This is a genomic window from Vibrio sp. MMG023 (assembly GCF_021654215.1).
Taxonomy (GTDB): domain Bacteria; phylum Pseudomonadota; class Gammaproteobacteria; order Enterobacterales; family Vibrionaceae; genus Vibrio; species Vibrio jasicida.
The window spans coordinates 133,146-153,043 of sequence record NZ_JAKFZP010000003.1 but is presented as its reverse complement, the minus strand read 5'-3'; the positions used below and the strand labels follow the sequence as shown (position 1 = coordinate 153,043).

The window sequence follows — 19,898 nt, the reverse complement described above, 5'->3', positions numbered from 1 at the left end:
CAGCCAAATAACCCATTGAATTAAATGAAGATAAACGTTTGCCTAAAATAATTATTTCCAAATGGAAAAGATGTTTCTGAATTTGGAAAAATTTTGTGACTAAAATCACCTTATGTACTCGCTACTTAGGAATCGAGATATAAGGAGCTAATCGCTGATCCCAATGGCAAGGCGATCCGATCTTCTGTTTGATGAAATCGATCACTGCAGAGATCTTTTTCGGCATATGCTGACGACTTGGGTACACCGCATAAAACGGCATCGATTGGCTGGCTCTCCAATCTGGTAGAAGCTGAATCAGTTTACCTGAGCGGAATTCATCCCCTAGCAAGTAAGTGGCTAAGTAAGCAATCCCCCACCCTGCGATCGCAGCATCACGTACCGCTTCTGCCAAATCGACTGAGTAGTTGCCAGAGACTTTCACGTTGAGTTCTTGCTCGCGATTGGTGAACGCCCAACTGGTGTAGTCACGCTCCCAACTGCGGTAGATAAGACAGTTGTGTTGCGACAAGTCATTCGGTTCGGTTGGTGTATCGTACTTGAGTAAGTAATCCGGCGATGCCGCAACCACGAATTGGCAATCTGCTAAGCGCTGAGCAATGTAGCCTTCTGGCAAATGTTCATTATTGGTGATCCACAGATCCAAGCCTTCTTCGAGCATATCGACTTTGTAATCGAACAAATGCACTTCAACTTGCAGTTGTGGGTACTGCTCGCGAAGTTCTTGGATAGCAGGAATGATGTGGAGTGTGCCAAAAGATTGCGACAACCCAAGACGAACCAAGCCGGCGACTTCATCGCGTTGGCTTTCCATCTCTAACGTGGCACTGCTAACGGCTTGTACCACTTGCTCACAGTGGTGGTAGAAGGTTTGCCCCGCTTCGGTTGGCGTGAAGCTGCGCGTGGTACGTTGCACAAGCTTGATGCCTAATGAAGCTTCTAATTGGCTAAGCTGTTTACTGACGTGAGAAACAGACACACCAAGGCTCTTTGCCGCAGCGGTAAAATTCTTATGTTTGATCAACGCCGAGAAGATCACCATTTGTGCAGCACGTTCAGATAACACGCAAACCTCGTTTAAAATAGAGAAAACAAAGGGCCCCGAAGAGCCCTTTTTATTCGTTTATACATTCAACCTAGAATGTGATGCGGTCAGCTAAATGACTTACCGCCAGTGCGAAGTAGTAAGAGCGGTTCCACTTCATCAGCACATTGTAGTTGTTGTACACCAAGTAAGTACGGCCGTTCTCATCGTCTGGCATGATCAGCCAAGCTTTAATGTCTTCGTCCAGCTTAGGAAGTGGGCTGCCATCGTATTTGGTGATACCAAGCTTGCTCCATTCTTGAAGGTACTTACCTTTTTCTGCTTCGCGACCTTGCAGGTTGTGGTCAATGCCGTGTGGCACTTTAACCTGACGCCCCCAAGTGAACTTATCATCCCAGCCAGATTTGCTTAGGTAGTTCGCAGTAGAAGCAAACACGTCTGCTTCTGATTGCCAGATGTCCTTCTTACCGTCACCGTTACCATCCGCGGCAAAGCGCAGGAATGAGCTTGGCATAAACTGACATTGACCCATCGCGCCAGCCCAAGAACCTTTGAAGTTCTCTAGCTCGATATGACCTTCATCTAGGATTTGTAGCGCCGCCATGGTTTCTTTACGGAAGAACTCTTCACGACGACCTTCAAATGCCATGGTCGACAACGCGTCGATCACGCGGAAGTTACCGGTGAACTTACCGAAGTTACTTTCCACGCCCCAAAGTGCAACGATAAAGCGCGGCTGTACACCAAACTCATCGCCAATGCGTTTTAGTTCAGCGTAGTGTTCTTTATACAGTTGCTTCGCTTGCTTGACCTTCCACTCAGGCACCGCACGCGGAATGTATTCGTCTAACGTCAGTTTCTTCTCTGGCTGGTTACGGTCTGCTTTTACTGCTCGTGGTTTGTATTCCACATCAGAAAAAGCGGCACTGATCACCTGCTCAGAAATACCTTTATCACGCGCTTCTGCACGCAATTTATTTAGGTATTCATCAAAGCCGTCGCTGCTTGCAAAGGCTGAAGTACACATACCAACGCTGAGCATGGCTGCCAGTAATTTTTTCATATCGCCCTCCTTTATGAGCGAGGCAGAATTCCCAGATGAAAAGTTGCGAGTTTATTCGCCTTTCTGCTGGGCTTTTTGTTCTTTGTATTTATCGAGTAGGTTTTCCGGCGGAGGCGGAACCTGTAGGAAGAAACCGTCATTAATTAATGAAGCTTTCACTTTCTCGACATCAACTTGTGCCAAAGTACGGCCATCAAGTTTGATTGTCATCACCGGCATAGGCTTACCGAACATTTGCATAAGCATGTCAGGAACCTGTGAGAAATCATCCTTTTTCGGAATATAGAGATAAGTGCCTTCTTTTTTAGAACTTTTATAAATAGAACAAAGCATGACGAGCCTTTTGTGCTGATTTACCCGCTTTGAGTGCGGATTTTGTTGAAAACGTAAAATTCTCGCAAACTTGATTGCAAATTTGAGATTAATTCACTTATTTGCTCGCTTGAGAACTTGCTGCGCTAAAGGATGAAATATAACATGACAGACCTAGTTTAAGGCAACGCTCTTTCAATAAAGGCAAGAAGTCCACGATGACCCATTCACCTGACCTTAAAGGTAGCAGTTTTACATTGTCAGTTTTACACCTTTCTGACAATGAGATCGCTACGACTGTCGAATTTTTGCAAGAAAAGGTTTCTCAAGCGCCTTCTTTCTTCGCATCCGCACCTCTGGTTATCAATATAGCAAAAGTAGAAGGTGATATTGATTTCCTCGCACTTAAACAAGGCATCGCTGACGCAGGGTTTATTCCGGTTGGTGTGACTGGCTGTAAAGATAAACGCGTTCAAAACCTTGCTTCAGAAGCGGGCTTCGCCATCATGTCTGCGAGCAAATCTCCAACTCAAGCACCAGCCAAAATGGCTCCAACGAAGATCGTGCGTACGCCAGTTCGTTCTGGCCAGCAAATCTATGCGAAAGACGGTGACTTGGTTGTACTGGCACACGTAAGCGCTGGTGCAGAAGTGATTGCTGATGGCTCTATTCACATTCATGGCACCCTACGCGGACGTGCTATTGCCGGGGCGAGTGGCCAACAAGAAGCACGAATTATTTGTCACGATTTACAAGCTGAACTGGTTTCCATTGCAGGAGATTACTGGTTGAGCGATCAAATTGAGAGTGAGTATTGGCAAAAGAAAGTAATGATCAGTAAAGCCGAAGAATCATTACATCTAGAAACACTCACGATTTAGTCTAAAAAGGAAATAAAATGGCACGCATTATTGTAGTAACGTCTGGCAAAGGTGGCGTTGGTAAAACCACTTCAAGCGCAGCCATCGCCTCGGGTCTGGCTCTAAAGGGTAAAAAGACTGCGGTGATCGATTTTGATATCGGCTTGCGTAACCTCGATCTTATCATGGGCTGTGAACGCCGCGTGGTATATGACTTTGTTAACGTCATCAACGGCGAAGCAACGCTTAACCAAGCGATGATCAAAGACAAGCGCACAGATAACCTATTCATTCTTCCAGCTTCTCAAACACGTGATAAAGACGCGCTAACGAAAGATGGCGTACAACGTGTGTTCACTGAGTTGGATGAGATGGGCTTCGACTTCATCATCTGTGACTCGCCAGCAGGTATCGAGCAAGGTGCTCTGATGGCGCTGTACTACGCAGATGAAGCGATCGTAACGACGAACCCGGAAGTATCTTCGGTACGTGACTCCGACCGTATCCTAGGTATTTTGGATTCGAAGTCGCTACGCGCAGAGCAAGGTCTTGAGCCAGTTAAGCAGCACCTACTACTGACGCGTTACAACCCTTCTCGCGTAACACAGGGTGAGATGCTAAGCGTTGAAGACGTGGAAGAGATCCTACACATTTCTCTATTGGGTGTGATTCCAGAGAGCCAAGCGGTACTGAATGCATCAAACAAAGGTGTACCTGTGATCTTTGACGAGAACACCGACGCAGGTATGGCTTACTCTGATACGGTAGACCGCCTACTGGGCAATCAGGTTGAATTTCGTTTCCTTACTGAGGAGAAGAAAGGACTCTTTAAACGACTATTCGGAGGCTAGACATGTCACTACTAGAATTTTTCCGCCCACAAAAGAAAACTTCTGCGAATCTAGCCAAAGAGCGTTTGCAGATCATCGTTGCTGAGCGTCGTAGCCAGAACGATCCTGCACCTTCTTACCTACCTCAATTGAAAGAGGACATCTTGAAGGTAATTAGCAAGTACGTTGCGATTGATCCAAACATGGTGGATTTGACGTTTGAACACAAGGACGATGATATTTCAGTTCTTGAGCTCAACGTGAAGTTGCCAGAAGACGAGAAGTAATTACTTTTCGACTTTGCTTGAGCGCTCTAAACACTTGAGTACTCAAAACAAAAACAAATGCGTGTTACAAAAAAGGTTGGCGATAATGCCAACCTTTTTTATTTGCTCCTATTTCAGAAGCTTATCCATGTTCTTTCCGAGAAGTTCAAGGCGCCAGCCTTGCATGACATCTGGTAGGCGTGCTGGGTCGCGATCTTTCTTCCATACCCAACTAATGATTTGATTGATCTGCTTTTTAGAAGCCAAAAACTCGGTCGCCAAACCTGACTTCTGCGATGCTACCTTCACTACATCTTTCATGTTCTTGAAGATTTGCTTGTAGCCTGGGTAATCCATCAAACGTTCAATTTTCGCTGGGTAATCATCGGCAGGTATTTGCTTTGCACTTTTCACGATACCCGCAATCCTCGCACCGTGGCGGTTAATCGCGCGGATGTCGATGCCTTCCGCTTCCATCTTCTTAAAGCCAGTCAAACCAAGACGAGCAACCGTCAGTAAGTCACCTTCTTTGAAGATGAAATTTAATGCGAGGTCGCGCTTAATTGCTTCTTTATAACGCCAAGTTGCTAGCGGCTTAAGGATCGCAAGTTCAGCCGGTCTTAACTGCCATGCGCCTTTAATGTCTAGGTACGCGTTTTCTTCGTTCACGTTGCGAATACGCTTTGAAACAAGCAGATCACTCTCTTGCTGAACCGCTTCCCACCAGCCAGCTTCATTGACTTTATCGAATAGCTTCTCGTAAAGAGGCATTAGGTAATGAACGTCAGCTGCGGCGTAATCAAGCTGCTTTTGAGTCAATGGACGTGCCATCCAGTCAGTGCGAGACTCGCTCTTGTCGAGCTCAACGCCTAGGTATTCTTCCACCAGCGTAGCAAAGCCCGTCGATAAGCCGTGACCTAGGAATGCCGCCATAAGTTGAGTGTCAACCATTGGGAATGGTGTGCAGCCAAAGGCATTTTGGAAGACTTCTAAATCTTCACCACACGCGTGCAGTACTTTGAGTACTGAGGTGTCTTTTAGCAACTCGACGAACGACGTCATGTCCGTCAGTTCAGTCGGGTCGATAAGGGAAAGTTGTTTGCCATCGAAAAGCTGAATCAAACCTAGTTGCGGATAGTAAGTTCTGATTCGGACGAATTCGGTATCCAGCATAACTACGTCGGCTTCTCTTGCTAGAGCGCAGACTTCTTCTAGGTCTTTGTTTTTCGTAATGATCTGATAGTTCACATGCTTCTCGCTATAAAAAAATGCCAGCAAAACGCTGGCATTCTAACACTATTTGGCAATAAATGATTGTTGCACAAAGAAATCCGCTTATGCGCTCTTCTTCGCGAGCTCTGCGTCGTTCTCTTCGCGCAATACGCGACGAAGGATCTTACCTACGTTGGTCTTAGGTAGATCTTCACGGAACTCAACCAACTTCGGTACTTTGTAGCCCGTTAGGTGTTGGCGACAGTGTGCAATCACTTCGTCTTTGGTCAGGCTTGGATCGCGTTTTACAACGTAGATCTTCACCAACTCGCCAGACACTTCGTGAGGCTGACCGATAGCCGCGACTTCCAGTACTTTGCCGTGCAGTGCTACTACGTCTTCAATTTCGTTCGGGTAAACGTTGAAGCCTGATACAAGAATCATGTCTTTCTTACGATCAACAATGTGCAAGAAGCCTTCATCATCAAACTTAACGATGTCACCCGTCGATAGCCAACCGTCTTCGTTGATCACTTCTTTGGTCGCTTCTGGGCGCTGCCAGTAACCTTGCATCACTTGAGGACCGCGAACTTGAAGCTCACCTGTCTCTGTGTTTGCAAGTGCATTACCTTCTTCATCAACAATACGTACTTCAGTTGATGGTACAGGCAGACCAATAGAACCGTTGTATTCCACTAGGTCGTGCGGATAAGCCGCCACCAACGGAGAGCATTCTGTTAGACCGTAACCTTCTAGTAGGTAACAGCCGGTGGTCTTTTGCCATTTTTCAGCCACGGCACGTTGTACTGCCATACCACCACCTACAGCTAGGCGAAGGTTGCTGAAATCTAGCTCATGGAAATCTTCGTTGTTCACCAGCGCGTTAAACAGGGTGTTAACACCAGTAATTGCAGTGAACTGGTATTTTTGCAGCTCTTTCACAAAGCCCGGAATATCACGCGGGTTAGTGATAAGCAGGTTGTTGCCACCCATTTCAACGAACAGCAGACAGTTCACCGTCAGTGCGAATACGTGGTAAAGCGGCAGTGCCGTAACAACAAGCTCGCGACCTGGAGACAGTACTGGACCGTATGCACCTTTCGCCTGCATAACGTTAGCAATCATGTTGCGGTGCGTCAGGATTGCGCCTTTCGCTACGCCCGTTGTACCACCGGTATACTGCAGGAATGCGATATCATCACCAGACATGAATGGCTTCACGTACTGAAGGCGACGACCTCTGTGCAGTGCTTTACGCATTGAGATTGCGCCAGGTAAGTCGTACTTAGGTACCATGCCTTTCACGTACTTAACGACGAAGTCAACAAGCGTACCTTTCGCGCGTGGTAGCATTTGGCCAAGACTGGTCAAGACTACGTGTTTCACTGGTGTATTTTCTACAACCTGCTCAAGTGTGTTCGCGAAGTTAGAAACGATAACGATCGCCGTTGCACCAGCATCGTTTAGCTGATGTTCAAGCTCACGTGGAGTATAAAGTGGGTTCACGTTCACAGCGATACAGCCAGCACGCAAAACACCAAATAGCGCGACAGGGTATTGCAGCAGGTTTGGCATCATAAGCGCGACACGATCGCCCTTCTTCAGCTTAAGTTCGTTTTGTAGGTATGCGGCGAATGCGCGGCTACGCTCTTCCAACTTGCGGAAGGTCATGACCGAGCCCATGTTCATGAATGCCGGTTGGTCTGCGTACTTTTGAACAGACTGTTCGAACATTTCTACCAAAGACTCATATTGCTCTGGATTAATGGTTTCAGGTACGTCACTTGGATAACGTGAAAGCCATGGTTTATCCACGATGTTACTCCTCGTTTATAACTGGCTAAAAAATAGCGTCCTTTTTATTTTGAACACTATTACAGCACAGCAAACGTGCTTGAGCACGTAACTCTCAAACACTTGTTTAAATTTTGTTAACTACACCAAGAATTCGCTTTGCGACCTCGAGTGTTTGCTCTAAATGGCAATGGTGCCCACCCGCGACAGAAACCACATTCGGTGGATTTTCGCCCCAATCGACTTGGTTAGACTGTAAATGCTGAAATCCTTTGTCACCCAATATGATCAGGTGCGGACAGCGTATTTGGCTGGTGATCGAGTTCGCGTGGTCCTGTGCCATACGATAAAGAGAATCGCACTTTAATTTGGCATCGTGTCGCCAAAACCACTGGTTCTCACGACATTCAGTTCCGCGCTTTACGATTGGCATCAACTGCTCGGCGGTCAGGTGATTCGCTTGTATGCGTAGCTTTAACGCCAGATCGAAAGAAGCGATAGCTCGCTCCGGTTTATTGCGTTGACGTTGTCGGCCAAGGACACCATCTCGCAGTCGTTTCACACTATTGGAAGGTTGTTCAGCGAGTGGACCCGCTCCTTCAATTTGCACTAACGCTTCGACCTGTTCAGGAAAGGCAGCACTATAGCAACTTGCGATTAAGGCGCCTAGTGAATGCCCTACTAACATCAGTCTGTTTGGCGATAATTCATCCAATAGTTGGTGTAAATCAGCAATGTAGTCGTGGAAGGGGTAGTAATTGTCCGAGGATTTATGACTGGATAAGCCATGACCAAATAGGTCAATCGCCAATAAATGAAGGTCAGGGTTTCGCTGATGGATGGCATTCATCAAACTTTTGAAGCTGCCCGCGTTATCCATCCACCCATGAAGAAAAACGACTGAACAAGCAGTCGTTTTTTCGTTTCCGATCTCTAAGGCAGCCATGCTCCCATTTGGGAGTTCGAAACGGCGCTCATTCATCACAGATTATTTAACCTTCTTAATCACCTTGCCATCTTGAGGGAAGTCATTTCGCCACATGCGGCAGTTAATAGAGTAACAAGGGTAGTAATAGGTTGGTGTGTCGTACATACGTACGCGCTCTTCAATCTTCCATAAACGGTAGCCATCGCCTTTGATGACTGGGAAGATGTATTGGTGCTCACCAATTTTGCCTTCTTCTTCGCCCGAACCTTTACCAACAACGGTAATGATTCGACCTTTACTAAAAGAAACTGGCTCTAAGTAACCATCAAAATACACCGCAAAGCGACCCGTTGGTTCTTGGTCGATATCTGGCTTGCCAGATTTGCTGATTGGAAGGTTTACGATCTCAAGACGCGTTTGGTCTTTCAAGTTATCCACTTTCGCGATAACACCACCAAGGCGAACATCGTTAGCAGCCTGTCCTTGGTCTTCAGCAAAGGCTTTGTAATCCGTCAAAACCTGCTCAGTGCTTGCGTTCAGCTCTTCAGGAAGAGAACTACAGGCAGAAAGCCCGAATGCCGCGATAATAACCAGAAAAATACGTCCAGAAAGTTTCATAAACCCCCACTATAAATTCGTTGTTTTACACATAGATATCGACACCAAGTAACTGAGCAAGTTCCTCTTTCTTTGCTCGATTCATGACGTCCATATACTGTTCCATTGCTTTGCGAGCATGACCCTCAGGCAAATCGTATTGCACTTGAGCACGATGAATCTGAGACTCATCCACTTGCTTAATGGAATGCGCGACGGCGTTCGCCACCTTAGAAGGTTGACCAACGGACTGCTTATCTTGAGTTTTCTTTACCTGCCCTTTTTTACCGACTTTATTGGTGCGATTTGCACCCGGTATTAACGCAGGAGGTAAACCATTGATAGACGCCATAACGTTCCATAAAAATACAGGGCAAACGCCTCGTATATTCTAGTAGTGATGAATTATTCGCGACCCGGAAGTTTCTTCCACGTCACATTATCACGCAGATAAACCGGGCTCGATTCTTCTACTGGGACTGTGTTGCCTTTCTTAAGCTCCTGCTCAGCAAGAATCACGATGTCTTGCGAATCAGGGTAAAGCACATCACCGCTCGTTAAGTTGAATGGCAGTTTGCCAAGATCGTCTTGGTAAGCATCCCAACCAGTACCCGCTTTAGTCCACGTTTTGTCGTCTGCTTGCGCTTCTTCCGCTAGACGTGCGGGTGGAATAACGCATTCTGCATCCACACCGGCCCATTCACCGTTTTCTTGGCGAGTGTAACGTGCCCAGTAAACTTCACTCATGCGTGCATCAATCGCAACAGCTACATCCGTTGCGCCGTGTAGACGGTAGCTTGCTTGCGCCATCGCAGCCAGCGTTGAAACGCCGATCATTGGCAGATCAGCACCAAACGCTAAACCTTGTGCAATACCAATCCCGATACGAACGCCAGTAAAACTGCCCGGACCACGACCAAACGCCAATGCGTCTAAATCTTGTAGAGTCAGGCCCGCTTCTTTCAGTACTTCGTCTACCATAGGCAGCACTTTCTTAGTGTGGTCACGAGGAGCCACTTCACTGCGTGAAATCACTTGGTCATTAACCAGTAGCGCAACTGAACAGTTTTCAGTTGCCGTATCGATAGCAAGAATTTTTGCGCTCATGTAACTCTCTACAATTCTTCTTTAATTTATTGATGCCACAGCGTATTAATCTGCGGCAGGTTGTTCTGTTTTTAGGAATGTTTTGATTCGTTCCAAATCCCGTGTTCTTGGGATTGGCGGTAAACTGCCGAGGAAGATGCCACCGTAATCACGCGTTACCAAACGGTTGTCGCAAATGATCAAGGCACCATGGTCTTTTTGGTCTCGAATCAAACGTCCTACACCCTGCTTTAACGTGATAACCGCATCTGGGATTTGCACTTCTGCAAACGGCTCACCGCCACGTAATCGACAATCTTCGATTCGGGCTTTGAGCAGCGGGTCATCAGGGGCAGTAAACGGTAATTTGTCGATGATAACACAGCTCAGCGCATCACCTCTAACATCGATCCCCTCCCAGAATGCCCCCGTCGCCACCAGCAATGCATTACCTAGCTCCATAAACTCGGCAAGGGTCTTTTGTTTGCTCATTTCGCCTTGCATTAGCACTGGCAAATCCAGCACTTCACGAAAGCGTTCACCAAGCTCACGCATCATGCTGTGCGAAGTACACAGAAAGAAACAACGCCCATCGTTTTCTTCAATCACAGGAGCAAGCATTCGCACCAGTTTGTCGGCTAAGCCAGGGCTGTTTGGCTCTGGTAGATAACGAGGCACACATAAGCGTGCTTGCTTCTCGTAATCAAACGGAGATGGCAACGAAAACTGTTGCTTCGGCTTTAATCCAAGACGGTCGGTAAAATGTTTAAAGTCACCCGAAACCGCTAGGGTTGCTGAGGTAAAAATCCACGCGCCTTGTTTGATTTCGATTTGCTCATGGAATTTATCCGCCACCGAAAGCGGCGTAATGTGCAGAGCAAAATGACGCGGAGATGTATCAAACCAATAGGAATAACCTGTGATGTCGACATCGCAAACACGGTCGATTCGACCTTTTATTAGATTTGCACGTTCAAACGCAGTATCCAGCAACTGGCTTCGACCCAGAGCCAGTTTCAACACATCAATCGCCAGATCTAAGCTATCAGTTAAACGCACCAATTCACGTTTAATGGACTCAGATTGCATCGCTTCACGCCAGTTACCACGAAAGCCCGGCTCACCCAGCACGATGCGCATGTCCATCGCACTTTGCATCAGCTTATCGCCCACTTTTTGCAGCTGGCGCATGTCTTTTGCTTCTGTACGGTAGGCAATCTCAATGTCTTTGGCGAGCTCTTGGATCTGACGGCTAGAGATCGATTGACCGAAGTATTCGCTGGCAATATCTGGAAGCTGGTGAGCTTCGTCGAAGATAAACACGTCAGCTTCTGGGATCAATTCACCAAAGCCAGTTTCTTTGATCGCAAGGTCCGCAAGGAATAAGTGGTGGTTGACTACAACAATGTCTGAATCCATCGCACGTTTACGTGCTTTCAAGACGAAACAATCGGTGTAACTCGGACAGTCTTTACCCAGACAGTTATCATTCGTTGACGTAATCGTCGGAATAATCATGCTGTCTTCTGGCAGATCATCGCAATCACCCAAGTCACCCGTTTTAGTTTCAGACGACCAACTACGAACCTTAACCAATTGGGTAAGCAGTGTTGGGTCAGCTTGATTCGTATGGCTTTCAACCATTTGACGACTTAAACGATCCAAACAAAGGTAGTTAGAACGACCTTTTAAAAGTGCCACTTGACCATAGAAGCCCAGCGAATTCACCATCAAAGGCAAATCACGGTGATACAGCTGTTCTTGTAGGTTCTTTGACCCGGTACTGATGATGACTTTCTTGCCACTTAATAACGCAGGCACAAGGTAAGCGAAGGTTTTGCCGGTCCCCGTTCCCGCTTCAACCACCAACTGAGTTTGGTCTTTGATCGCATTGCTGACAGCTTCTGCCATATCAATTTGTGGCTGGCGAGCTTGGAAGCCCGGAATGGCTTTACCTAACGCGCCCTCAGAGGAGAATGTTTTTGCGATCATGCCTGACATCTGGTTGGAAAAATTGTCGAGAGTATATCAGGAGTTGAGCGTAAACATCAGCCAACAAAAGCACTAGGTTTTAGCATCATGCGGATAATTTGTTGAAACCACGCCAAGAATAGATTATTTATGAAGTCAGATTGCCGTACGATTCACGCTTCTAAAGTGAGAACTTTATTCGTACGCTAGAAAAATAATGCATGGAAGTATCTGATTTATGGAAAAGAAAACACTGTTGACTCATTGCAGCGACGCACCGGGTCTAATCTCAAAAATCACCAATATCTGTTACAAGCATCAGCTGAATATCGTTCATAATAACGAGTTTGTTGATAACACCAGTGGGCACTTTTTCATGAGAACTGAGTTGGAGGGATACTTCAACGATCAAACGCTTCTCGCTGATTTAGATCAAGCACTGCCGCAAGGAGCAAAGCGCACGTTGATCAGCTCTCGCCGCAAACGCATCGTTATCCTAGTGACGAAAGAAGCGCACTGTTTGGGTGATATTCTGATGAAGACTTATGACGGCAGCTTAGATGTTGAAATTGCTGCGGTTGTTGGTAACTACGACAAACTGCAAACGCTGACCGAACGTTTTGATATCCCTTATCACCACGTGACACACGAAGATCTTAGCCGTGAAGAGCACGAGCAGAAGATGCTTGAAGTGATTGATCAATACGATGCCGATTATCTTGTGCTAGCGAAATACATGCGTGTTCTCACTCCAACTTTCGTAGAGAAATACCGTCACAAGATCATCAATATCCACCACAGCTTCTTACCCGCGTTTATCGGCGCAAAACCGTACCAACAAGCTTACGACCGCGGTGTGAAGATCATCGGTGCAACAGCGCACTTCGTGACGAATGACTTGGATGAAGGTCCAATCATCAAGCAGGACGTTATTCCAGTGGATCACACGTTCAGCGCACAAGATATGGCGCAAGCGGGTCGCGATGTCGAGAAGAACGTATTGAGCAAGGCTTTGAATAAAGTGATCAATGATCACGTTTTTGTTTACGGCAATAAGACGGTTATTCTTTAAGTTTATCGAATTTCAATAAAAGAAAGGGTTGCTCATTGGGCAACCCTTTCTTCTTTCTAATCGTTAAAAGCTAACTTATTCAGCCTGCTCTGACTCCACAATACGCTTGAGTGAATGTGGGTGCAGCTTGATACAAATGCCTTGATACTTAAACGCCACGGTTGGGTTGTTCAAGCGTTCGCCTTCCCCTTTTGGGCTCGATAGTTTGATCTTCACGCCCAGCTCTCCTAACTCATCAAAACGCGCACCAAACGCAGGATAAGTGTGTTTCAAATCCGCTAAAAACTCATCGGCGGTTTCAGCATGAGACGGAATCACAAACTCCACATGTTCCCAGCTTTCAGTTGAGTAGATTTTGCCTTCCGCTGGGTATGGTAGCTCCAAACACTCTATCTTCCAGCCACGGCTTTCCAACGCTTTGTCGAATTCGATAACAGTAATTGGGCGACCGTTGATTTCCGCTTGCGAGATAACCTTACCGTATTGGCTCCATGCTTCATGCGCGGCTTTCGCTGTTTCAGTATCATTAATACGCAGCGCAATATGGTCAGCTTGAGCAAAGCTCAGATCCAGTTTTAACAGGGATGCAAGCTCTTCAATCTTCGCCATGAATGCATCCAGATCTTGGATCATCAATTCAGGCGCTAGGCGTTTTTCAACTAGTTGAGTCGTCATTGTGGCTCTCTTATGGGGCGATTTATCTCATTACTCTGAGCGCAATAGTAAACGCAAACCAAGCCACATTTCCATTCAATCGAAAAAGTATAAATTTCCCCAATTCCTCTCTGTATGAAAAGCAATAAAGTTGTTATCATTAGCCCCATTTTTGTGAACTCCAACAGAACTCGGCACTTACTTCGCCGAGTTCTTCGTCCTTGAATTGAAGGAAACGCGTGTGAATATCCAAGCACTTATTAATGACAAAGTATCTCAGGCTCTAGAAGCCGCTGGTGCACCTGCAGGCAGCCCTGCGGCAGTACGCCAATCAGCAAAGCCACAATTTGGTGACTACCAAGCAAACGGCGTAATGGGCGTTGCTAAAAAACTGGGTACTAACCCACGAGAATTTGCACAGAAAGTACTGGATGTTCTAGACCTAGATGGTATTGCGAGCAAGACAGAAATCGCTGGTCCTGGTTTCATCAACATTTTCCTAAGCGAAGAGTTCCTAGCAAAACAAGCGGAAGCAGCACTGGCTGACTCACGTCTTGGCGTTGCAGCAGACGAAGCTCAAACTATCGTTGCTGACTACTCTGCACCAAACGTTGCTAAAGAAATGCACGTTGGTCACCTACGTTCAACCATCATCGGTGATGCAGTAGTACGTACTCTTGAGTTCCTAGGTCACAAAGTGATCCGTGCGAACCATATCGGTGACTGGGGTACTCAGTTCGGTATGCTTATCGCAAACCTTGAGCGTGTACAACAAGAGTCTGGCGAAGTTTCTATGGAACTGGCGGATCTTGAAGGTTTCTACCGTGAATCGAAAAAGCTGTACGATGAAGACGAAGAGTTTGCAGTAAAAGCTCGTGGCTACGTTGTAAAACTGCAAAGCGGTGACGAGTTCTGCGCAGAAATGTGGAAGAAGCTAGTTGACGTTACCATGATCCAAAACCAACGCAACTACGATCGTCTAAACGTATCTCTATCTCGTGATGACGTAATGGGCGAGAGCATGTACAACGACATGCTACCTAAGATCGTAGCAGACCTTAAAGCACAAGGTCTTGCGGTTGAAGATGACGGCGCGCAAGTTGTGTTCCTTGAAGAATTCAAGAACAAAGACGGCGAAGCGATGGGCGTTATCGTTCAGAAACGCGACGGCGGCTTCCTATACACAACAACGGACATCGCATGTGCGAAATACCGTTACGAGGAACTAGGCGCGGATCGCGTACTTTACTTCATCGACTCTCGTCAGCACCAACACCTAATGCAAGCTTGGACTATCGTTCGTAAAGCGGGTTACATTCCAGAATCTGTTTCTCTTGAACACCATGCATTCGGCATGATGCTAGGTAAAGACGGTAAGCCATTCAAGACTCGTGCTGGTGGTACTGTTCGTCTAGCAGATCTTCTTGATGAAGCAGAAGTTCGTGCAGCACAGCTGATCGAATCTAAGAACCCTGAGCTAGCTGAAGACGAGAAGAAAGCGATCGCAAATACTGTTGCAATGGCAGCGGTTAAATACGCAGACCTTTCTAAGCACCGTACAACGGACTACGTGTTCGATTGGGACAACATGCTAGCGTTCGAAGGTAACACTGCACCGTACATGCAATACGCTTACACTCGTGTAGCATCTGTATTCGCTAAAGCTGGCGTTTCTATGGATGATCTACAAGGTGAAATCAAAATCACTGACGAGAAAGAAAAAGCGCTTATTGCAAAGCTTATGCAGTTCGAAGAAGCGGTTCAATCTGTTGCTCGCGAAGGTCAACCACACATCATGTGTAGCTACCTATTCGAATTAGCAGGTCAGTTCTCTAGCTTCTACGAAGCGTGCCCTATCCTAGTTGCAGAAGACGAAGCAGTGAAACAAAGCCGTCTGAAATTAGCAGCGCTAACAGCGAAGACTATCAAGCAGGGTCTGTCTCTACTAGGTATCGATACTCTAGAGCGCATGTAAGCGAATCGAGAATCGAGAATCGAGAATCGAGAATCGAGAATCGAGAATCGAGAATCGAGAATCGAGAATCGAGAATCGAGATGATTTAGAAAGGTTGGCGTGAAAGCGTCAACCTTTTGTTTTATCTGGCGTATACTGATGTCATTCAATTCAAATCGGATAATATAATGAGTTTTGAACTGCACCCTCAATTGGCAAAAGACACCACCGTTATCGGTCACTTCCCACTGTGTGTGGCGCTTCTGCATAAAGACAATGCCGTGCCATGGGTTATCTTGGTACCAAAACGTGCAAACCTAAAAGAGCTTCACCACTTGCCAATGAAAGAACAGCAACAATTTTTGCTAGAGTCTCAAGCGGTAAGCCAAGCACTGGAAGCCACATTCCGTCCAGACAAGTTAAACCTTGGTGCGCTAGGTAATATGGTGCCACAGCTGCACATTCACCATATCGCTCGCTTCAAAGATGACGTCGCATGGCCTGGACCGGTTTGGGGTAACACCAAAGGTAAATTCCGTACAGAAGAAGAGCAAAACGAGCTACTTGGGCGCATTAAGAACGTGCTGTCACTGAGCTCTATTTTCCAAAAGGCATAAGCACCGCGAGTAAAAATCATCCGCCTTTGAATACACACGAGATAAGTAGAGGAAGATTAATGCATATTTGTAACAATCTTTCTCATTTTTCTGGGATTATCACTTAAATCAAACTTGTTTAGACTGCCAGCTCAATTAGAGAGGGTCATCATGAAACAAGTCTTCAACACATTCCGATACGTCAGCTGGATCGCCATCATCTGTTCTATGGCTGCTTCGTTCTTGCTTTTTGTTATGGGCGCAGCGAAAACCTATTCGGCGTTTGCAGTCTTCATTCTTAATCAAACACCTCCGGAAGCACTCGCACATTTAGATAAAGCAGATATCGCGATCGCTTATTTGATCAAGTCACTGGATACATTTCTTGTTGCGCTAGTTTTGTTCATCTTTGCTCACGGCATCTACACACTATTTATTTCCAACAAAGCTAAAGCGAAAACACAAGAACAGTCGGTTTTACATTGGATCAGAACCCCAAACATCGGCCACCTGAAAAATATCTTGGCTGAAGTCATCATTGTGATTTTGTTTGTGAAGTTCTTGGAACTCGTACTGATTAACTTCGACAGCTTAAGTTGGACGATCTTGACCTTACCTATTTCGATTTTAGTTTTAAGTCTAGGGTTGAAGTTCCTAGGGTTAGGTGCGACTAAACACTCTGAAGAGCATTGATTCCGCTGTATTAACAATACAATAACTAGCAAAAGAAAAGCCGCATCGTTACTGATGCGGCTTTGTCGTCTTTACATGATAATGTTTGATTGCTACATGGTCACTGTCAGTGATAAACCATCTTGCTTAGTTACTGAGTAACGTACTCGAGTCACATCATGAGCTTTATTGGTGTCGACTAGACGGTTAATTTTTCCCTTCTTGATCCACACGCTTAACATCGCGTCGGCGCCATCTTCACTCATCCCAAACTGCTTAGCCAGATCTGATTGAGAGACGATTCCTTTGTCTGCAATGTATTGATAAAGCTCTTTTAAAATCATGCTACTTGCGCCTCTAATGCACCGTTTTGCTTCTTACCAACTCGTTTGAACACACGGTATGTACCAAAGAAGATTGCTACAATTACCGCAATCCAAATACCACTGGTCACTGGGCTATCTGCGAAATGTGTCAGTTGGTTGTAGAACGTCGCACATAGGTAAGCCAGTCCCATTGTCCATACTGCAATAAATCGAGCGAACTTATGGCCAAACTCACGTACGTAAGCACCCATTGCTGCAACACATGGTGTGTACAGTAAGATAAAGATTAGGTAAGCAAACGCTGCATTGCCAGAAGCAAACTGCGATTTGATGTTACCGAAGATAGAAGCATCGACTTCTTGTTCTTCTGCAACTGCATTTGAGTCAGTTAAGTCACCCACTTCAATACCTAGTGGATCTGAGTAGCTCAAACCGGCTAGGTTTTCTGGGATACTCATTACTGCCTCTTCTAGGCTGCCCATTAGGTCAAATTCTGCGTCTTCACCGTCGCTTGGCGTAGTGTATAGACTGTTCAGCGTACCAACTACCGCCTCTTTTGCGAAGATACCGGTAATGATACCTACCGTCGCTGGCCAGTTGTCTTCTTGAACACCGATTGGTGAGAATACTGGAGTCACAACTTGCGCTGCTTTAGAAAGCACAGAGTTTTCGCTGTCTTCGTTACCAAAACTGCCATCAGTACCCAATGAGTTGAAGAAACTCAGAATAGCAACAACGATAACGATGGTTTTACCTGCACCAAGTACAAAGCGCTTTAGCTTTTGCCAAGTTTTGATCACCACGTTTTGTAGCGTCGGAAGCTCGTAATCAGGCATTTCCATTACTAGGCTGTCACTGCTACCTGGGTAAAGCGTGTGCTTAAGGAAAAGACCCGTGAAGATCGCTGCCACAATACCAAGTAGGTAAAGTGCGAATACAATGTTCTGACCAGAACCAGGGAAGAATGCCGCTGCGAATAACGCGTATACAGGCAGACGAGCACCACATGACATAAATGGCGCCATAGATGCAGCCAGTTTACGCTCACGTTCTTGGTCTAGAGTACGAGTTGCCATGATTGACGGAACGTTACAGCCAAAACCAAGAACCAACGGTACAAATGCTTTGCCCGGTAGACCGATCTTCTGCATCACTTTGTCTAATACGAATGCTGCACGAGCCATGTAACCTGAGCTCTCAAGTACCGCTAGGAACAGGTACAAACAAGCGATAACCGGAATGAAGGTTGCAACCGTCTGGATACCACCACCGATACCATCAGCAAGAACCGTCACTAACCACACAGGCAAATGACCGTCTAACAAGTGGTGACCACCATCAACCAACAGAGCACCAACACCGATATCGAAGAAGTCGATGAACGCACTACCAATGTTGATAGAGAACATGAACATTAGGTACATCACAACGAAGAAGAATGGAATGCCCACCCACTTGTTCAAAATGAATTGGTCTAGCTTTTCAGTCACGCTGCGGCTTAGCTTACCTTCGCTACGGCGTACTTTCTTACACTCTTCGTGAAGATGTGTGTATTTGGTGTCAGCCACATGCAGGTCAACATCAAGATCTAGCTCGGCAATCGTATTTTCAACACTATTGCGGTCTGCATCCGACATGCTATTAAGAACCAGTGCATCTTTTTCTAGTGCGCGAATCGCCAATGCTCGGTGAGAAACGGTTTGATCATTGAAAAGAGCCGAAACTTTGCCGATCGCCGCTTCCATTTGTTCGCCGTAATTCAAAGCGACTTCTTTTAACGCGACACCTTGAACCACAGACTTGTGCAGCTTCTCTTTAAATTCTGCTACTTGTGCTTTGTTTGTCGCTGACAGGCTAACTACCGGGCAACCCAACGTTTTTTCTAGTTCTGCAACGTTGATGATTTGGCGTTCACGCTTAAGTGCGTCCATTTTATTTAATACAACAATCATAGGACGACCAAGCTCGCGCAGCTGCAGTGTCATATATAAGCTACGTTCAAGACTTGTTGCATCGACTACGTTGATGATCAGATCAGCAGGGTGCGTCAGAACCGCACGAGACGCGATAGACTCATCAATACTATTACTGTCATTACCACTATCTAGAGAGTAAATACCCGGAAGGTCTGTCAGCAAAAATTCATCGCCAGCGTGTTTAAACTGACCGGTTTTCTTTTCAACCGTTACACCAGCCCAGTTGCCGACTTGTTGTTTTGCACCAGTAAGGCCATTAAAAAGTGTCGTTTTACCGCTGTTTGGGTTACCGACCGTAAGAATTTGGTATTGCATTATGCTCGCTCCACTTCAATGTTCTGCGCAATGGCCTCTCGCAATGCAACAGAAACACCACGAACTTCAACTTGCAGTGGGTCACCCATTGGAGCACGTCGAATGACTTTCACTTCAGTATTGGGAAGTAAACCCATCACCATAAGCTTTTTTCTGACATCCGATGTAAGACCTTCCAATAAACGAATAGTCACCGTTTCGCCGGGTTTAATCTCTGATAACTTCATAATGGCCCTTAAGGGTAGTGCTAATGAGAAATATTATTATTAATAGTATACAGGAAGCAGATGATACTCCGCCATTTCCTTGCATTCATTGTGTGAAATCAAAGATTTCATTAATGCTTTTGACGAAATACCACGTCAACTC

General features: G+C 46.1%; 21 protein-coding genes. 7 read left to right on the top strand and 14 right to left on the bottom strand.

Translation table 11 applies throughout. From position 1 onward, the window contains the following. Positions 1–121 precede the first annotated feature (121 nt). The 3 genes from L1076_RS10430 to L1076_RS10420 all read right to left on the bottom strand — a co-directional run bounded on the left by L1076_RS10430 (position 122) and on the right by L1076_RS10420 (position 2,441). Positions 122–1,066 carry a LysR family transcriptional regulator gene (locus tag L1076_RS10430; RefSeq protein ID WP_038879297.1) on the bottom strand — a complete coding sequence of 315 codons (945 nt, stop codon included), beginning with the start codon at positions 1,064–1,066 and terminating at the stop codon, positions 122–124. 70 nt (positions 1,067–1,136) lie between these two features. Then, positions 1,137–2,108 (bottom strand): lytic murein transglycosylase, encoded by a 972-nt coding sequence (locus L1076_RS10425; RefSeq protein ID WP_038865648.1) that lies wholly within the window; start codon positions 2,106–2,108, stop codon positions 1,137–1,139. Between the two features lie 51 nt (positions 2,109–2,159). Further along, a complete protein-coding gene (locus tag L1076_RS10420; RefSeq protein ID WP_038865650.1) occupies positions 2,160–2,441 on the bottom strand; it encodes a YcgL domain-containing protein in 282 nt (93 codons plus the stop codon). Between the two features lie 197 nt (positions 2,442–2,638). On the opposite strand from L1076_RS10420, the gene minC reads away from it, so the two are divergent. Genes minC through minE form a run of 3 tightly spaced genes read left to right on the top strand, consistent with a single transcriptional unit; the run spans position 2,639 to position 4,397 of the window. After that, positions 2,639–3,301: a septum site-determining protein MinC gene (gene minC / locus L1076_RS10415; protein ID WP_038865652.1), complete on the top strand. Its 663-nt coding sequence runs from the start codon at positions 2,639–2,641 to the stop codon at positions 3,299–3,301. Between the two features lie 17 nt (positions 3,302–3,318). Continuing rightward, positions 3,319–4,131 carry a septum site-determining protein MinD gene (gene minD, locus L1076_RS10410; protein ID WP_005437688.1) on the top strand — a complete coding sequence of 271 codons (813 nt, stop codon included), beginning with the start codon at positions 3,319–3,321 and terminating at the stop codon, positions 4,129–4,131. A 2-nt stretch (positions 4,132–4,133) separates the two neighbouring features. Further along, complete coding sequence (minE, locus tag L1076_RS10405; RefSeq protein WP_005437690.1) at positions 4,134–4,397, top strand: cell division topological specificity factor MinE; 264 nt, start codon at positions 4,134–4,136, stop codon at positions 4,395–4,397. A gap of 108 nt (positions 4,398–4,505) precedes the next feature. Here the strand turns inward: minE and rnd are convergent, their stop codons facing one another. The 7 genes from rnd to L1076_RS10370 all read right to left on the bottom strand — a co-directional run bounded on the left by rnd (position 4,506) and on the right by L1076_RS10370 (position 11,985). Next, complete coding sequence (rnd, locus tag L1076_RS10400; RefSeq protein ID WP_038865653.1) at positions 4,506–5,624, bottom strand: ribonuclease D; 1,119 nt, start codon at positions 5,622–5,624, stop codon at positions 4,506–4,508. 87 nt (positions 5,625–5,711) lie between these two features. After that, a complete protein-coding gene (fadD, locus tag L1076_RS10395) occupies positions 5,712–7,403 on the bottom strand; it encodes a long-chain-fatty-acid--CoA ligase FadD (RefSeq protein WP_038865654.1) in 1,692 nt (563 codons plus the stop codon). A 106-nt stretch (positions 7,404–7,509) separates the two neighbouring features. Further along, on the bottom strand, positions 7,510–8,364 hold the full coding sequence (locus tag L1076_RS10390; protein ID WP_045409026.1) for an alpha/beta hydrolase: 855 nt from the start codon (positions 8,362–8,364) through the stop codon (positions 7,510–7,512). A gap of 6 nt (positions 8,365–8,370) precedes the next feature. Next, positions 8,371–8,928, bottom strand: coding sequence for a Slp family lipoprotein (locus L1076_RS10385; RefSeq protein WP_038865656.1), 558 nt, complete (start codon positions 8,926–8,928; stop codon positions 8,371–8,373). Between the two features lie 25 nt (positions 8,929–8,953). Then, entirely contained in the window at positions 8,954–9,259 is a 306-nt protein-coding gene (locus L1076_RS10380) for a hypothetical protein (protein ID WP_005428720.1), read from the bottom strand. Between the two features lie 53 nt (positions 9,260–9,312). Beyond that, a complete protein-coding gene (tsaB, locus tag L1076_RS10375; protein WP_038879283.1) occupies positions 9,313–10,014 on the bottom strand; it encodes a tRNA (adenosine(37)-N6)-threonylcarbamoyltransferase complex dimerization subunit type 1 TsaB in 702 nt (233 codons plus the stop codon). A gap of 45 nt (positions 10,015–10,059) precedes the next feature. Beyond that, positions 10,060–11,985, bottom strand: a complete 1,926-nt coding sequence (locus L1076_RS10370) for an ATP-dependent DNA helicase (RefSeq protein ID WP_038879281.1) — start codon at positions 11,983–11,985, stop codon at positions 10,060–10,062. 217 nt (positions 11,986–12,202) lie between these two features. On the opposite strand from L1076_RS10370, the gene purU reads away from it, so the two are divergent. Next, a complete protein-coding gene (purU, locus tag L1076_RS10365; protein WP_038879279.1) occupies positions 12,203–13,036 on the top strand; it encodes a formyltetrahydrofolate deformylase in 834 nt (277 codons plus the stop codon). 75 nt (positions 13,037–13,111) lie between these two features. Here purU and L1076_RS10360 read toward each other — a convergent pair whose 3' ends face one another. Beyond that, positions 13,112–13,711, bottom strand: coding sequence for a VOC family protein (locus tag L1076_RS10360; protein WP_237303574.1), 600 nt, complete (start codon positions 13,709–13,711; stop codon positions 13,112–13,114). Between the two features lie 220 nt (positions 13,712–13,931). Here L1076_RS10360 and argS point away from each other — a divergent pair, with 220 nt between their 5' ends. The 3 genes from argS to L1076_RS10345 all read left to right on the top strand — a co-directional run bounded on the left by argS (position 13,932) and on the right by L1076_RS10345 (position 16,933). Continuing rightward, a complete protein-coding gene (gene argS / locus L1076_RS10355) occupies positions 13,932–15,665 on the top strand; it encodes an arginine--tRNA ligase (RefSeq protein WP_038865662.1) in 1,734 nt (577 codons plus the stop codon). A gap of 167 nt (positions 15,666–15,832) precedes the next feature. Further along, on the top strand, positions 15,833–16,261 hold the full coding sequence (locus L1076_RS10350; protein WP_054756977.1) for an HIT domain-containing protein: 429 nt from the start codon (positions 15,833–15,835) through the stop codon (positions 16,259–16,261). 150 nt (positions 16,262–16,411) lie between these two features. Continuing rightward, a complete protein-coding gene (locus L1076_RS10345; RefSeq protein ID WP_237303573.1) occupies positions 16,412–16,933 on the top strand; it encodes a YqhA family protein in 522 nt (173 codons plus the stop codon). Between the two features lie 92 nt (positions 16,934–17,025). Here L1076_RS10345 and L1076_RS10340 read toward each other — a convergent pair whose 3' ends face one another. The 3 genes from L1076_RS10340 to L1076_RS10330 are packed head-to-tail and all read right to left on the bottom strand — an operon-like array spanning position 17,026 to position 19,756. Beyond that, positions 17,026–17,256, bottom strand: coding sequence for a FeoC-like transcriptional regulator (locus L1076_RS10340; protein ID WP_038865666.1), 231 nt, complete (start codon positions 17,254–17,256; stop codon positions 17,026–17,028). Next, a complete protein-coding gene (gene feoB / locus L1076_RS10335) occupies positions 17,253–19,529 on the bottom strand; it encodes a Fe(2+) transporter permease subunit FeoB (protein ID WP_042606115.1) in 2,277 nt (758 codons plus the stop codon). Before feoB ends, L1076_RS10340 begins: the two co-directional genes overlap by 4 nt. Beyond that, positions 19,529–19,756, bottom strand: a complete 228-nt coding sequence (locus L1076_RS10330) for a FeoA family protein (protein WP_033005426.1) — start codon at positions 19,754–19,756, stop codon at positions 19,529–19,531. The genes feoB and L1076_RS10330 overlap by 1 nt, the downstream gene beginning before the upstream one ends. Positions 19,757–19,898: the final 142 nt, after the last annotated feature.